Raw genomic sequence first — 12,807 nt, forward strand, 5'->3', positions numbered from 1 at the left:
TTCCTCTCTCAGCCGGCGGCCACGGTGAGCGGTGCCCACCGGCGGGTCCAGTCGCCGGGCAGGCCGGGGATGTCGCGGGTCATGACCGCGTTGAAGGCCACGGAGGCCAGGCCGCGGTCCTTGAGCCAGGCCAGGAGTTCCTCGTGCCGCACGTCGACATCGGTGCGCAGTGGCCGGTCGGTACCCCTGGCGAGCGCGGTGACCAGTGACTGGGCGGTCGCCGTGTCGTGTGCGATCAGTGGGCCGATGACCTGGGTGTGCATATTGGGCCAGGCCGCGGCGTAGCCGGTGAGCGTCCCGTCTCCGGAGGGGTCCTCGGCGACGAGCAGCTGGTCGGCGAAGGCGGGCAGTCGGGTGATCATGTGGGTGCGGTCGGTGCCGAAGACCTCGGCGTCCAGACGCAGGATGCGGGGGAGGTCCTCGGCGTTGGCAGGCCGGACCCGGGAGGTGCCGTACGTGCCGGGCGTGCCTTCGAGCCGGAAGGTGCCCATCAGCATCTCGGCGCGGCCGGTCGTCTCGAAGCCCAGTTCCTCGTACAGGGGACGCCCGTACGGAGTGGCGTGCAGGGTCAGGGGGACGCCCTTGAGCACGTCGTCGCAGACGTGGGTCATCAGGCGCCGGCCCAGGCCCTGGCGGGCGAAGCGGTCGGCCACGAGAACCATCCCGACGGCGGCGAGCTCCGGCCCGGCGTGGGTGGTGCCGTAGCGGGTGACGACGCAGGAGGCCGCGAGTCCCCGGCCGTCCGGGGCGTCGACGCCATAGCCCTTTCCGGCGGCGAGGAGCAGACGCCACTTGTGGTCCTCGCGGAGCCACCCGCGATCCTCGGACAGGTCGGCGCAGTGGCGGAGATCGTCCACGGTCAGCGCCCGGATCGGTAGATCGGTGATGTGTGGTGGTGTCACCGGCCCAGACTGGATCATGGAATGGGACCCGTCCAGAGGATTTGAGGGTGATGTTCAGGAGGATGTTTCACGTGAAACGTCGGATACCCCCGGACGGGCCCCAGGGCGATGTTTCACGTGAAACACGGTGTTTCACGTGAAACGGACCGACTAGCCTCGTGGGCTATGACTCTCCTGCACCTCTTCGACCTCGACGGGACGCTGATGTACGGCTCGGCGGCGCCGGTCGAGATCTCGCGTCAGCTCGGGCTGAGCGCCGAGATCGCCGCTCTGGAACGGGCCTTCGGTGCGCAGGAGATGGGCCCGCACCAGTTCTCCGTGGCCGCCCACGCCCTGTGGGCCGATCTGACGCCCGCGCATGTCCGGGCGGCGTTCGACGGGGCTCCCTGGCTCGCAGGGATCCGGGACGTCTGGCAGGAGATCCGGGACCGCGGGGACTACTGCGCGGTGATCTCCCTGTCGCCGTCCTTCTTCGTGGAGCTGCTGCTGGAGTGGGGCGCGCACGCCGCGCACGGGTCGGTCTTCCCGGAGGTGCCGTTCACCCGGCCGGTGGAGGAGTCCGGGATCCTGACCCCCGAAGGCAAGGTGAGGGTGGCGGACCGGCTGTGCGCGCAGTTCGGCGTGACCCGGAGCGACTGTGTCGCCTACGGGGATTCGGTGACCGACGCGATGCTGTTCGAGGCGGTGCCCGTCTCGGTGGCGGTCAATGCGCGGCCCTATCTCGCCGAGCGCGCGACTCATGTGTATCAGGGTCGGGATCTGCGCGAGGCATACCAGCTTGTGGGTCTGACGCGCCCGGGAGTTGACGCATCTTAGGAGGAAAGTGGGTTCGAAACGCGGAATTTCTGCATTTCCCCGCAGGCCCCTGGGGCGGCTGGCACGCTGTGAAACCCGGAACCACGGATTCACAGGCCGTGGCGTGTGCAGACCGACCGAGATGCTCGAAGCGAGGCACCGCATGGACGCTCCGCCCACCAGATCGGCCAGACGCGAAGTGGCCCGGATATCCGGCGAGGGCGGCGCGACCGAACCCTCACCGGATGCCGTACTCATCCGCCGGACCCTCGCCGAGATCGCACCCGTCGCAGACAGGGTGACCTCCTATTTCTACGCCCTGGTGTTCACCGGGCACCCGGAAGTGCGCGGCATGTTCCCCGCAGCCATGGACGTGCAGCGTGACCGGCTGCTGAAGGCGCTGCTGACCGCCGCCGAGCACATCGACAACCCCGACGTCCTCGTCCCCTATCTGCGCCGACTGGGCACCGGGCACCGCAAGTACGGCACCATGGCCGGTCACTACCCGGCGGTCGGGGAGGCCCTCGTCGGGGCGCTGGCCCGGTACGCGGAGAACAGCTGGGGGCCGCAGACGCAGGCCGCCTGGGTGCGGGCGTACACCGCGATCTCCCAGATCATGATCGACGCGGCAGCGGAGGACGAGGTGAAGGCTCCGGCGTGGTGGCACGCGGAGGTCGTCTCCCACGATCTGCGCACGCCGGACATCGCGGTGCTGACGGTCCGCCCCGACCAGCCCTACTCCTTCCTGGCCGGCCAGTACACGAGCCTGGAGACCCCCTGGTGGCCGAGGGTGTGGCGGCACTACTCCTTCGCCTCGGCGCCGCGCGCCGACGGGCTGCTGTCCTTCCACGTCAAGGCCGTCCCCGCGGGCTGGGTCTCCAACGCGCTGGTGCGCCATGCCCGACCGGGGGACGTGCTGCGTCTGGGACCGCCGGCCGGCTCGATGGTGGTGGACCACACCACGGACAACGGCATGCTGTGTCTGGGCGGCGGCACCGGGATCGCCCCGATCAAGGCGCTGATCGAGGACGTGGCCGAGCACGGTGAGCGGCGCCCGGTGGAGGTCTTCTTCGGGGCCCGCAGCGACAACGACCTGTACGACAAGGACACGCTGCTGGGGCTCCAGCGCTCGCATCCCTGGCTGTCGGTGCGCCCGGTGGTCGGCGACGGGCTGGCCGGACAGCTGCCGCACGCGGTGGGTCCGCACGGGCCGTGGAGCTCGTACGACGCCTTCGTCTCCGGGCCGCCCGCGATGATCCGCAACGGAGTGGACGAGCTCCTTCGGATCGGCATCCCCTGCGAGCGGATCCGGTACGACGCGGTGGAGGAACTGGCGGGCCTCGCCGGCTGAGACCGGACGGAAGCCGCCGGTCTCAGCCCGGACTCAGCCCAGGTCGGGAGCGTGCATGGCGCGGACACCCTCGATGTTGCCGTCGAGGTAGTGCCGCAGGGACAGCGGGACGAGATGGACGGCGGCGATGCCCACGCGGCTGAAGGGCACGCGGACGATCTCGTACTCCCCCTCGGGCTCGTCGATTTCGGGGCCGTGCCGAAGGCTCGGGTCCATCGATTCGAGGCGGCAGACGAAGAAGTGCTGCACCTTCACGCCGGTCACCCCCCTGTCGGCGATGTGCTCGACGGTGTCGACGAAGCAGGGCACCACATCGGTGATCTTCGCGCCGAGTTCTTCGTGGACCTCCCGGTGAAGGGCGTCGACCACGGTGGCGTCCGAGGGCTCCACTCCCCCGCCGGGGGTGAGCCAGTACGGATCGACGCTGGGCCTGGTGCGTTTGATGAGGATCAGGTCGTCACCGTCGAGCAGGATCGCGCGGGCGGTGCGTTTGACCACGGGACGTTCGGTCATGGGAGAAGAGTGGCCCGCCGCTCCGCTTCTGAAACGCGCCACGGGCCGGAAATGGCCGGGGCTCACCAGCGCACGGCGGCATCCAGCAGCCGGTCGTGCGCCCGGGCGAGGTGGGCGAGGGCCAGGCTCCCGGTCCGCACGACCAGGAACCAGGTGCGCAGCGGCGGCACCGAAGGCTCCGCCAGAGCCACGATCCGACCGCTGTCGAGGGCGTCCTGGCACAGGTAGCGGGGCAGGACGGCGAGCCCTGCGCCGGCCCCGACGCATTCCAGTACGGCCCGCAGGTCGGGCACGACCACGGTGGCGGCAAGGGAACGGGCATCGGGCAGGGTGTCGAAGACGGCGGCCCAGTAGCGGCTGACGAGCGGCAGGCTCTCGTGGACCTCGACGAGCGGGATGCCGTCCAGCTCGGCGGGACCCTCCTCGCGCAGCCGGTCCCCGTCGACGAGGGCGGCCCAGTAGGGCGCGGCGACCAGGACGTGCTCCTCGTCGCACAGGGCAGTGGCGGTGAAGAGCCCGCCCCGTGGGTGGGCGGTGGTGACGACGAGGTCGTGGTGGCCCGCGGCGAGCCCGTCGAGGGTCGCCTCGGCGTCGGTCTGGGGCGCGGCGCGCAGGGTGTGGCCCTGGCCGACGAGGAGCGCGAGGGCGGGCAGCACGCGCAGGCACAGGAACTCGGGTGGCCCGGCGACATGGAGGGTGCGTAACGCGCCGGCGGCCTCCCGCTCCGCCTCGGTGATCCGCAGCAGGGCGTCCAGGTGCGGGGCGGCCTTGTGGGCCAGCTCGTCGCCGATGGCGGTGGGGGTGACGCCACGGGCCCGGCGATGGAAGAGCGGGCGACCCAGCTGGCGCTCCAGAGTGCGGATCTGCGAGGTCACGGCGGGCTGGGACAGTCCGAGGAGGGCGGCGGCGCGCGTGAACGAGCCGGCCCGGTGGACGGCGACGAAGGTGCGCAGCAGGGTCAGGTCCATCGCTGCACCTCTCGGTGGGGGCCTTCAACTATAAATATGCAGATAGGTCCCTGTCGTTACCGTGATTGGACTCTGACGCAGAGTCAATTAGCCTTGTCGCGTGGTTCTTCGCGCGCGGAACCCGGGGCGGTCCGAGCCACTAGGGGGGAGGCTCGGACCGCTTGCACGCGGCTGGAAGCCGACCCCGCCTCAGCCCTTGCCACCTGCGCGGTCGAGGGCGCGCAGCACGTCCGCGACCAGGTCATCGGTGTCCTCGGCCCCGGCGGAGAAGCGGATGAAGCCCTCCGGCACTGCGTCTCCGCCCCAGCGTCCGCGCCGCTCGGCGGTGGACCGCACTCCACCGAAACTCGTGGCGTCCTCGACCAGGTGCAGGGCGGCCATGAACCGCTCCGCGTGCGCGCGGTCGGGCAGGGTGAAGGAGACGACCGAGCCGAAGCCCCGCATCTGCAGGGCGGCCGTCTTGTGGGACCGGTCCGTGGCCAGGCCCGGGTAGCGCAGCCCGCTCACATCGCTCCGGTGCGTCAGAGCCTCGGCCACGGCCAGTGCGTTGGCCCACTGACGCTGCGCCCGCAGCTGGATCGTGGCGAGGGAACGGTGGGCGAGCCAGGCCTCCATGGGACCGGGGATCGCACCGGCGATCTTGCGCCACCGCGTGACCCGGGCGGCGAGTTCCGGATCGCGGCAGACGACGTACCCGAGCAGGACGTCCCCGTGGCCGGTCAGGCCCTTGGTGCCGCTCGCCACCGAGAAGTCCGCCCCCAGCTCCAGGGGGCGCTGCCCGAGCGGGGTGGCCAGGGTGTTGTCGACGGCGACCAGGGTCCCGCCGGTGTGCGCCGCATCCACGAGGCGGCGTACGTCGCAGACGTCGAGCCCGGGATTGGAAGGGGTCTCGATCCACAGCAGCCGGGCTCCGTCGAGGACCGAGAGCTGGGCGTCGTTGCCGGTCGGCTCGGTGCGCACGTGGATCCCGTACGCCTCCAGCTGCTCCCGCAGCAGGGGCAGGGCCTGATAGCCGTCGTCGGGCAGGACCACGGTGTCGCCGCTGCGGGCCTGGGAGAGGAGGACGGCGGAGACCGCCGCCATGCCGGAGGCGAAGACGATGGTGTGCACGTCCTCACCGGGGGCCTCCAGCTCCCCGATGGCCCGTTCCAGCAGGGTCCAGGTGGGGTTGGTGTCGCGGCCGTACGCGTACGGGCCTTCGACATCGCCCGGGAGGTGGAAGTGGGCGGCGAAGACCGGTCCGGGCAGGGGCGGCTCGTTCTTGACGGGGTCCGGCAGTCCGGCCCGGACGGCCCGGGTGCCGTCGCCGAACGGGGCCGGGGCCGGGCCGGCGGGCCCGGTCTCCTGGGGGGCGTACTCGTTCACGTGGTGTGCTCCTTGACGGCGTCGCGTACGGCTTCCAACAGACCGGGGCTCGCCGCCTCGACCAGCTCCAGGCACTCCTCGAACCCGTCGAGCGATCCGTAGTAGGGATCCGGTACGTCGGTCTCCGCGGCCGTGGCCGCCGGATCGTAGGACCGCAGCAGCCGGATCTTGGCGGCGTCCTGCGCAGTGGGCGCGAGTGCCCGCAGGTCCCGCAGGTGCCCGGCGTCGAGCGCGATGACGAGGTCCAGGCGGGCGAACCAGGAGGAGCGGAACTGGCGGGCCCGGTGGTCCTGTTCGTAGCCGGCCGCCTCCAGGACGGCGATGGTGCGCGGATCGGCACCGTCCCCCTCGTGCCAGCCGCCGGTTCCGGCGCTGTCGACCTCGACCAGTGCGTCGAGCCCGTTCGCCGCCACGTGGGCGCGGAAGACGGACTCGGCCATGGGGGAGCGGCATATGTTGCCCGTGCAGACGAAGCAGACGCGGTACATGGCCGACCCGTTCAGTTCTTGTCGGGCAGGACCATGTTCGCGGCCCAGGAGACGATGGAGATGATCAGGCCGCCGAGGAGCGCGGTCCAGAAGCCGTCGACGTGGAAACTGAGGTTGAGCTGCGTGGCCAGCCAGGAGGTCAGCAGCAGCATCAGGGCGTTCACGACGAGGGTGAACAGGCCGAGGGTGACGATGAACAGCGGCAGCGAGAGCAGCTTCACCAGGGGCTTGACCAGCAAATTGACCAGGCCGAAGACCAGCGCGACCAGGATCAGGGTGAGTGTCCGGCGGCCCATGCTGCTGCCGTCGTCGAGGGTGATACCGGAAAGCAGCCAGATGGCAACGGCCAGGGCCGCCGCGTTGGCGAGCGTCTTGACTACGAAATTCGTCATGTGTCTGATCGTGGCAGAGAAGATCCCGGTGGGACATCCGCAGATCAGCGGATGCGACGGAACGATCGAGTACAAGGGGCGCAACGACGATGAAAGCCTTCCGGCTTGACGACCTCGAAGCGGAGCGGGCCGCCAATGACGGCGCCTATCTGCAGTTTCTGCGCGAGCGGAACATGTCGGTCGGGCTCTATGCGCTCGACGCCGGACAGATCGATCCGCAGCTGCCGCACCGCCAGGACGAGGTGTACTTCGTCGTCAGCGGGCGGGCCTCGATCACGGTCGGGGAGGAGACGACGACCGTGGCGCGCGGCAGCGTCGTCTACGTCCCGGCAGGGGTCCCGCACAAGTTCCACCACATCACCGAGGACCTGAAGGTGATGGTGGTGTTCTCCCCGCCGGAGGGCTGATCGGGGCGGGCGGATGAGGGTCGAGGCCCTGATCCCCCTAGGGGGCGGATCAGGGGACTCCGAGGGCTCGCGGGCCCCGTTGCGAGGCCGCGGACTCCTAGCATCGGGAGCAGGAAGCAACGGACGAGGAAGAGGTCGAGGACATGGACGGCATCCGACGGACATTCGCAGGTATGCCCTGGTGGGTTAAGTGGATCGCGGTGCCGCTGCTGGCGCTCTTCGTCTTCGGCGGTGTGATCACCAGCATCCTGGGCGCGCTGATCGGGCTCGTCTTCAAGCTGCTCCTCTTCGTCGGTCTCGTCGGCGGCCTGATCTTCGTCGTGAAGAAGTTCAGCGGCGGCGGATCGAAGTCCTCCTCCAGCGAGTGGTAGCCGGGGGCGGGCGGGCCGGATCCGGGATTGAGCCAGGCGAGGGAACATGACGCACTAAACGGCTCACCTCCCCGGAAACGGTGGATAGAGTGGCAATCTGTGCCGTTCCCTGGGCACCGAAAGGCGCTACCACCGCTCCGCCCTGCCGCGCTGACCTGCGGCGATCCAAACGAGCCGCTGAGTACGACCCCCAGGAGCCACGGCACGCGCGGGGGCGGCCCCCGCAGGGCGGGCCTCCCCCAAGGCCCGCCGCCACGCCTGGGGGTGAGCTTTGTCTCCGGTTCACAATGCCGGTGTGCCGACTCTGATCGGTTCGGTGCAGCGCGCGCTGAGGCTGCTCGAAGCGGCCGGGTCCCATAGCGAGGGAGCCCCGGCGAAACAGCTGGCGCGCGAGGCCGGGCTCCCGCTTCCCACTGCGTACCACCTGTTGCGCACTCTGACGCACGAGGGCTACCTGCGCAGAGTGAGCGGAGTGTTCGTACTGGGCGAGGCCGTGGAGCGGCTCGCCGGTGGGGGACTCCAGCAGAAACGTCGCACCATGATCCTCGACTCCCTCGCACACTTCCGCGACACCATCGGGGCCCCCGTCTACTTCGCGGTCTACCGCGAGGGTGAGATCGAGGTCGTGGGTGTCTCGGACACTCCTGCCAGCCCGGCCTGCGAGGAGTGGGCCGACTTCCGCGCGACCGGACATGCGCACGCCATCGGGCAGTGCCTGCTCGGACAGCTCGACGAGAAGACGCGCAAGGAGTACTACGACCGTCATCCGGTCGAGGCCATCACCCCTTATACCGTCCGGGATCTGCGGTCCCTGGAAAACCGGATCGGGGCTCTGGGGCGAATGCAGCCGGTGATCGAACGTCAGGAATATGCCCTCGGCACCATCTGTGCCGCCATCCCCATTACGGCCGGCGATGCGGTCGCGACGATGGCCATTTCTCTACCTCTCCACCAAGAAGATCGATTGCTGTATGTAGTCAATCGACTACGGAGTGAAGTAGGCGCGCTGTTGAGCACCCTCTCGTTCTCTATCAGTATCTGAAAACTCACTCCTTGTGATCTGCTACCGCTTCCACCACTCTTGTCAAGTGGGTCCTGGGGGATCATTCCTGGCCACTTCAACTACAGCGGGGTAGTCAATGCGCGAGTCGGTACAGGCAGAGGTCATGATGAGCTTCCTCGTTTCCGAGGAGCTCTCGTTCCGGATTCCGGTGGAACTCCGGTACGACGCACGCGACCCCTACGCGGTCCGCCTGACCTTCCACCTTCCCGGAGACGCGCCCGTGACCTGGGCGTTCGGCCGGGAGCTCCTCCTCGACGGCATCAACAAGCCATGCGGTGACGGCGATGTGCACATCGCCCCGACCCACCCCGAGGATCTGTCCGACGTCCACATCCGGCTCCAGGTCGGCGGTGACCGGGCCCTGTTCCGGGCCAGCGCCGCGCCGCTCGTCGCGTTCCTCGACCGTACCGACCGGATCGTTCCGCTCGGACAGGAGCGCAATCTGGGCGACTTCGAGGAGAACCTCGACGAGGCCCTCGGCAAGATCCTCGCCGAATCGCGGCAGAACGAGCAGAACGCCGGCTGACCGGCCGGCCGACCGTCCCGGCGGTCGACTGACCTGCTTGCCTACCGACTGACCGGCGGACCGACCTTCGGATCGATCGACCTGCCCGCCGCGCACGCACCGTTCAGCGCTTGCGCCGCCGGCCCCGGCCGCGGACCGGCCCCGTGGCCGGGACGGCGGCCGGGGATCCCGGTCGGTCGGCGGAAACCACCAGCGCGGCCAGCGCCGTTGTCACGGGCACCGAGGCCACCAGCCCGATGGAGCCCACGAGGGTACGTACGATCTCCTCCGCCACCAGCTCGCTGTTGGCCACCGAACCCATGCTGCTGTTCGCGATCGAGAACAGCAGCAGCAGGGGCAGCGCGGCACCCGCGTAGGCCAGCACCAGAGTGTTGACCACGGATGCGATGTGGTCGCGGCCGATCCTGATCGCCGCCCGGTACAGGGCGCGCGGCCCCATCGACGGGTCCGCCTGGCGAAGTTCCCAGACTGCCGAAGTCTGGGTGACCGTCACGTCGTCCAGTACGCCCAGCGATCCGATGATCACGCCTGCGAGCAGCAAACCGCTCATGTCGATGTCCGGGTACAGCCCGTGGATCAGCCCCGTGTTGTCGTCCGTGTTGCCGCTGAGGAACGCCCAGTCGATGAACACCGAGCCGAGCAGCCCGATCAGCAGCAGGGAAACGAGCGTGCCGAGCACGGCGACCGAGGTACGGGCGGTCAGCCCGTGGCACATGTAGAGCGCGATCAGCATGATGGCGCTCGCCCCGACCACCGCGACGACCAGCGGGGTCGAACCCTGCAGGATGGCCGGGAGGATGAAGAGGGTCAGCACGCCGAAGCTGACCACCAGCGCGATCAGCGCGAACAGCCCGCGCATCCGCCCGACGACGACGACCGCGACCGCGAAGATGCCGGCGAGCAGCATCATCGGGAGCTTGCGGTTCACGTCGATCACCGAGTACTGGAGGTCGCGCGGTGCGTCCGGCGCGTACGCCACCACCACCTCCTGGCCGTCCTCCAGCTGCCGTGGCGCGCCCGGCTGGACGATCTCCACGAAGGTGCGGCCCTTGTCCGGGCCACTGGTGACCTCGACGGTGGCCTTCTTGCACTCACCGGTCTGCGCGGCCTGCGCCTCGCGGCCCTCGGGGGTGGAGGGGTTCGCGGTCGTCGGCACCTGCGCGGCGTTCACGGATTTGCAGTCGACCTGTTCGAGCGCGGTGACCACGCCCTGCTGGGTCTGCCGGTCGAAGCCCACCCCCGTGCGCTCGTGGCCGGGGGCGCCGCCCGGCCACAGGACCACCATGCCGATGAAGACGGCCGCGGCGAAGGGGATCAGTACGGCGGCGATGACCTTGCGCAGATGCTTCGAGACGGGGGCCGCCGGGCCGTGACTGTGGCTGTGGCCGTGGGAATGTCCCGAGCCGTGCCCCGATCCGTGACCTGAGCCGTGACCCGATCCGTGACCCGAGCTGTCACCCGAGCCGTCACCCGAGGACGGTCCCGGTACGTGACCGGCGGAGTGCCCGTCGGCGGGACCGGCGAGGTGCCCTGGCGAGTGCCCTGGCGAGTGCCCGGTGGGCTCCCCGGGGCTCGCATGCTCGTGGCCGTTGTGGCCATGGGTCTCTGTGGGCTCGGTGGGGGGCTGCGGCGAGGGCGTCACCAGCAGATCATCGCAAGAGATGAGGGGGCCCACTGTTCAGCACGCCATGGATGACGCTAGCGTGGGGGCACCTTTGCACAACGCGGGAGCTCGGAGCACCGGGCTGAGAGGACGCTGATCACCGTACGGGCATCACTGATGCGTACGGGAAGAGGCTGCGTCGACCGCCGAACCTGTTACCGGGTAATGCCGGCGTAGGGAGATCAGGTCTCATGACCATTCAGGACGCACGCACGCCTGCCGTCAGCCAGGACGCCGACGGCGGGACCGAGCGCCAGCCCGGCTGGCACAAGGGATACCTGGCGGGCTCCCGCCCCGACCTCCGGGTGCCGGTCCGCCAGGTCCACCTCACCAACGGCAAGGACGTGACGCTCTACGACACGTCCGGTCCGTACACCGACCCGCAGATCGAGACCGACGTCCGCCGGGGCCTCGCACCGCTGCGCGAGAACTGGATCATCAGCCGCGGCGACACCGAGGAGTACGCGGGCCGCCCCGTCCGCCCCGAGGACGACGGCATCAAGCACACCTCGCCCCGCGGCGGTCTCAAGAACCTCGACGCGGTCTTCCCGGGCCGCCCCCGGCAGCCCCGCCGCGGCCGTGGCGGCGCCGCCGTCACGCAGCTCGCGTACGCCCGCCGCGGCGAGATCACCCCGGAGATGGAGTACGTCGCGATCCGCGAGAACGTCTCCCCCGAGGTCGTCCGTGAGGAGATCGCCGCAGGTCGCGCGGTGCTCCCGGCGAACGTGAACCACCCCGAGATCGAGCCGATGATCATCGGCAAGCGGTTCCTGGTGAAGGTCAACGCCAACATCGGCAACTCCGCGGTCACCTCCTCCATCGAGGAGGAGGTCGACAAGATGACCTGGGCGACCAAGTGGGGCGCCGACACGGTCATGGACCTTTCGACCGGCCGCAACATCCACACCACCCGCGAGTGGGTGCTGCGCAACTCCCCCGTCCCGATCGGCACCGTGCCGCTCTACCAGGCGCTGGAGAAGGTCGACGGCCGCGCCGAGGACCTGACCTGGGAGATCTACAAGGACACGGTCATCGAGCAGGCCGAGCAGGGCGTCGACTACATGACGGTCCACGCCGGCGTGCTGCTGCCCTACGTGCCGCTGACCGCCCGCCGCAAGACCGGCATCGTCTCGCGCGGTGGCTCGATCATGGCCGCCTGGTGCCTGGCGCACCACAAGGAGAACTTCCTCTACACGAACTTCGAGGAGCTCTGCGAGATCCTCGCGACGTACGACGTCACGTACTCCCTCGGCGACGGCCTGCGCCCCGGCTCGATCGCGGACGCCAATGACGCGGCCCAGTTCGCCGAGCTGAAGACGCTGGGCGAGCTGAACACGATCGCCAAGCGCCACAACGTCCAGACGATGATCGAGGGCCCGGGCCACGTCCCGATGCACAAGATCAAGGAGAACATCGACCTCCAGCAGGAGATCTGCGAGGAGGCGCCGTTCTACACGCTCGGCCCGCTGACCACGGACGTCGCGCCCGCCTACGACCACATCACCTCGGGCATCGGCGCCGCGATGATCGCCTGGTGGGGCACCGCGATGCTCTGCTACGTCACGCCCAAGGAGCACCTGGGCCTGCCCAACCGCGACGACGTCAAGACCGGCGTCATCACGTACAAGATCGCGGCGCACGCCGCGGACCTTGCCAAGGGCCACCCGGGGGCGCAGGAGTGGGACGACGCCCTGTCCGACGCGCGGTTCGAGTTCCGCTGGGAGGACCAGTTCAACCTGGCTCTCGACCCGGACACGGCCCGTGAGTTCCACGACGAGACCCTCCCGGCCGAGCCGGCCAAGACCGCGCACTTCTGCTCCATGTGCGGTCCGAAGTTCTGCTCGATGAAGATCTCGCAGGACATCCGCCGCGAGCACGGTGGTGACCTGAAGGCCGAGGAGATCCAGGCGGGCATGGCGGAGAAGTCGGCGGAGTTCGCCGCTTCGGGCAGCCGCGTCTACCTGCCGCTGGCCGACTGAGCCTGCCGACCCCGACCCGACCCG

14 protein-coding genes are annotated in these 12,807 nt (G+C 69.6%); 7 read left to right on the plus strand and 7 right to left on the minus strand.

What is annotated here, in order from left to right:
• Nucleotides 1-8 precede the first annotated feature (8 nt).
• A complete protein-coding gene (locus ACWGE1_RS00795) occupies nt 9-902 on the minus strand; it encodes a GNAT family N-acetyltransferase (RefSeq protein ID WP_453418396.1) in 894 nt (297 codons plus the stop codon).
• Between the two features lie 165 nt (nt 903-1,067).
• On the opposite strand from ACWGE1_RS00795, the gene ACWGE1_RS00800 reads away from it, so the two are divergent.
• Complete coding sequence (locus ACWGE1_RS00800) at nt 1,068-1,718, plus strand: HAD family hydrolase (protein ID WP_453418397.1); 651 nt, start codon at nt 1,068-1,070, stop codon at nt 1,716-1,718.
• A 7-nt stretch (nt 1,719-1,725) separates the two neighbouring features.
• Nucleotides 1,726-3,048, plus strand: a complete 1,323-nt coding sequence (locus tag ACWGE1_RS00805; RefSeq protein ID WP_453418398.1) for a globin domain-containing protein — start codon at nt 1,726-1,728, stop codon at nt 3,046-3,048.
• A gap of 33 nt (nt 3,049-3,081) precedes the next feature.
• Here ACWGE1_RS00805 and ACWGE1_RS00810 read toward each other — a convergent pair whose 3' ends face one another.
• The 5 genes from ACWGE1_RS00810 to ACWGE1_RS00830 form a co-directional block, all read right to left on the minus strand.
• The gene (locus ACWGE1_RS00810; protein WP_453418399.1) at nt 3,082-3,561 is read right to left on the minus strand and encodes an NUDIX domain-containing protein; all 480 of its coding nucleotides are present in this window, start codon (nt 3,559-3,561) and stop codon (nt 3,082-3,084) included.
• A 62-nt stretch (nt 3,562-3,623) separates the two neighbouring features.
• Complete coding sequence (locus ACWGE1_RS00815) at nt 3,624-4,529, minus strand: LysR family transcriptional regulator (protein ID WP_453418400.1); 906 nt, start codon at nt 4,527-4,529, stop codon at nt 3,624-3,626.
• A 189-nt stretch (nt 4,530-4,718) separates the two neighbouring features.
• Nucleotides 4,719-5,894, minus strand: a complete 1,176-nt coding sequence (locus ACWGE1_RS00820; protein WP_453418401.1) for a cystathionine gamma-lyase — start codon at nt 5,892-5,894, stop codon at nt 4,719-4,721.
• Entirely contained in the window at nt 5,891-6,382 is a 492-nt protein-coding gene (locus ACWGE1_RS00825; RefSeq protein WP_453418402.1) for a low molecular weight protein-tyrosine-phosphatase, read from the minus strand. The genes ACWGE1_RS00820 and ACWGE1_RS00825 overlap by 4 nt, the downstream gene beginning before the upstream one ends.
• Before the next feature lie 11 nt (nt 6,383-6,393).
• Nucleotides 6,394-6,774, minus strand: a complete 381-nt coding sequence (locus ACWGE1_RS00830) for a phage holin family protein (protein ID WP_453418403.1) — start codon at nt 6,772-6,774, stop codon at nt 6,394-6,396.
• A gap of 89 nt (nt 6,775-6,863) precedes the next feature.
• Here ACWGE1_RS00830 and ACWGE1_RS00835 point away from each other — a divergent pair, with 89 nt between their 5' ends.
• The 4 genes from ACWGE1_RS00835 (at nt 6,864) to ACWGE1_RS00850 (ending at nt 9,141) form a co-directional block, all read left to right on the plus strand.
• A complete protein-coding gene (locus tag ACWGE1_RS00835) occupies nt 6,864-7,181 on the plus strand; it encodes a cupin domain-containing protein (protein WP_453418404.1) in 318 nt (105 codons plus the stop codon).
• 143 nt (nt 7,182-7,324) lie between these two features.
• A complete protein-coding gene (locus ACWGE1_RS00840) occupies nt 7,325-7,552 on the plus strand; it encodes a DUF5326 family protein (RefSeq protein WP_453418405.1) in 228 nt (75 codons plus the stop codon).
• A gap of 295 nt (nt 7,553-7,847) precedes the next feature.
• Nucleotides 7,848-8,594: an IclR family transcriptional regulator gene (locus ACWGE1_RS00845; protein ID WP_453418406.1), complete on the plus strand. Its 747-nt coding sequence runs from the start codon at nt 7,848-7,850 to the stop codon at nt 8,592-8,594.
• 97 nt (nt 8,595-8,691) lie between these two features.
• On the plus strand, nt 8,692-9,141 hold the full coding sequence (locus tag ACWGE1_RS00850; RefSeq protein ID WP_399918864.1) for an SsgA family sporulation/cell division regulator: 450 nt from the start codon (nt 8,692-8,694) through the stop codon (nt 9,139-9,141).
• Nucleotides 9,142-9,244: 103 nt separating this feature from the next.
• Here the strand turns inward: ACWGE1_RS00850 and ACWGE1_RS00855 are convergent, their stop codons facing one another.
• Entirely contained in the window at nt 9,245-10,783 is a 1,539-nt protein-coding gene (locus ACWGE1_RS00855) for a YibE/F family protein (protein ID WP_453418407.1), read from the minus strand.
• Between the two features lie 212 nt (nt 10,784-10,995).
• Here ACWGE1_RS00855 and thiC point away from each other — a divergent pair, with 212 nt between their 5' ends.
• Nucleotides 10,996-12,783 (plus strand): phosphomethylpyrimidine synthase ThiC, encoded by a 1,788-nt coding sequence (gene thiC / locus ACWGE1_RS00860; RefSeq protein WP_453418408.1) that lies wholly within the window; start codon nt 10,996-10,998, stop codon nt 12,781-12,783.
• Nucleotides 12,784-12,807 lie beyond the last annotated feature (24 nt).

Source organism: Streptomyces sp. NPDC054932 (assembly GCF_053610205.1).

Excerpts from the sequence above, each read along its gene's own strand:
- ACWGE1_RS00800 (WP_453418397.1), top strand. The coding sequence starts at position 1,068 with ATGACTCTCCTGCACCTCTTCGACCTCGACGGGACGCTGATGTACGGC.
- ACWGE1_RS00810 (WP_453418399.1), bottom strand. The coding sequence starts at position 3,561 with ATGACCGAACGTCCCGTGGTCAAACGCACCGCCCGCGCGATCCTGCTC.
- ACWGE1_RS00815 (WP_453418400.1), bottom strand. The coding sequence starts at position 4,529 with ATGGACCTGACCCTGCTGCGCACCTTCGTCGCCGTCCACCGGGCCGGC.
- ACWGE1_RS00825 (WP_453418402.1), bottom strand. The coding sequence starts at position 6,382 with ATGTACCGCGTCTGCTTCGTCTGCACGGGCAACATATGCCGCTCCCCC.
- ACWGE1_RS00830 (WP_453418403.1), bottom strand. The coding sequence starts at position 6,774 with ATGACGAATTTCGTAGTCAAGACGCTCGCCAACGCGGCGGCCCTGGCC.
- ACWGE1_RS00835 (WP_453418404.1), top strand. The coding sequence starts at position 6,864 with ATGAAAGCCTTCCGGCTTGACGACCTCGAAGCGGAGCGGGCCGCCAAT.
- ACWGE1_RS00840 (WP_453418405.1), top strand. The coding sequence starts at position 7,325 with ATGGACGGCATCCGACGGACATTCGCAGGTATGCCCTGGTGGGTTAAG.
- ACWGE1_RS00850 (WP_399918864.1), top strand. The coding sequence starts at position 8,692 with ATGCGCGAGTCGGTACAGGCAGAGGTCATGATGAGCTTCCTCGTTTCC.
- thiC (WP_453418408.1), top strand. The coding sequence starts at position 10,996 with ATGACCATTCAGGACGCACGCACGCCTGCCGTCAGCCAGGACGCCGAC.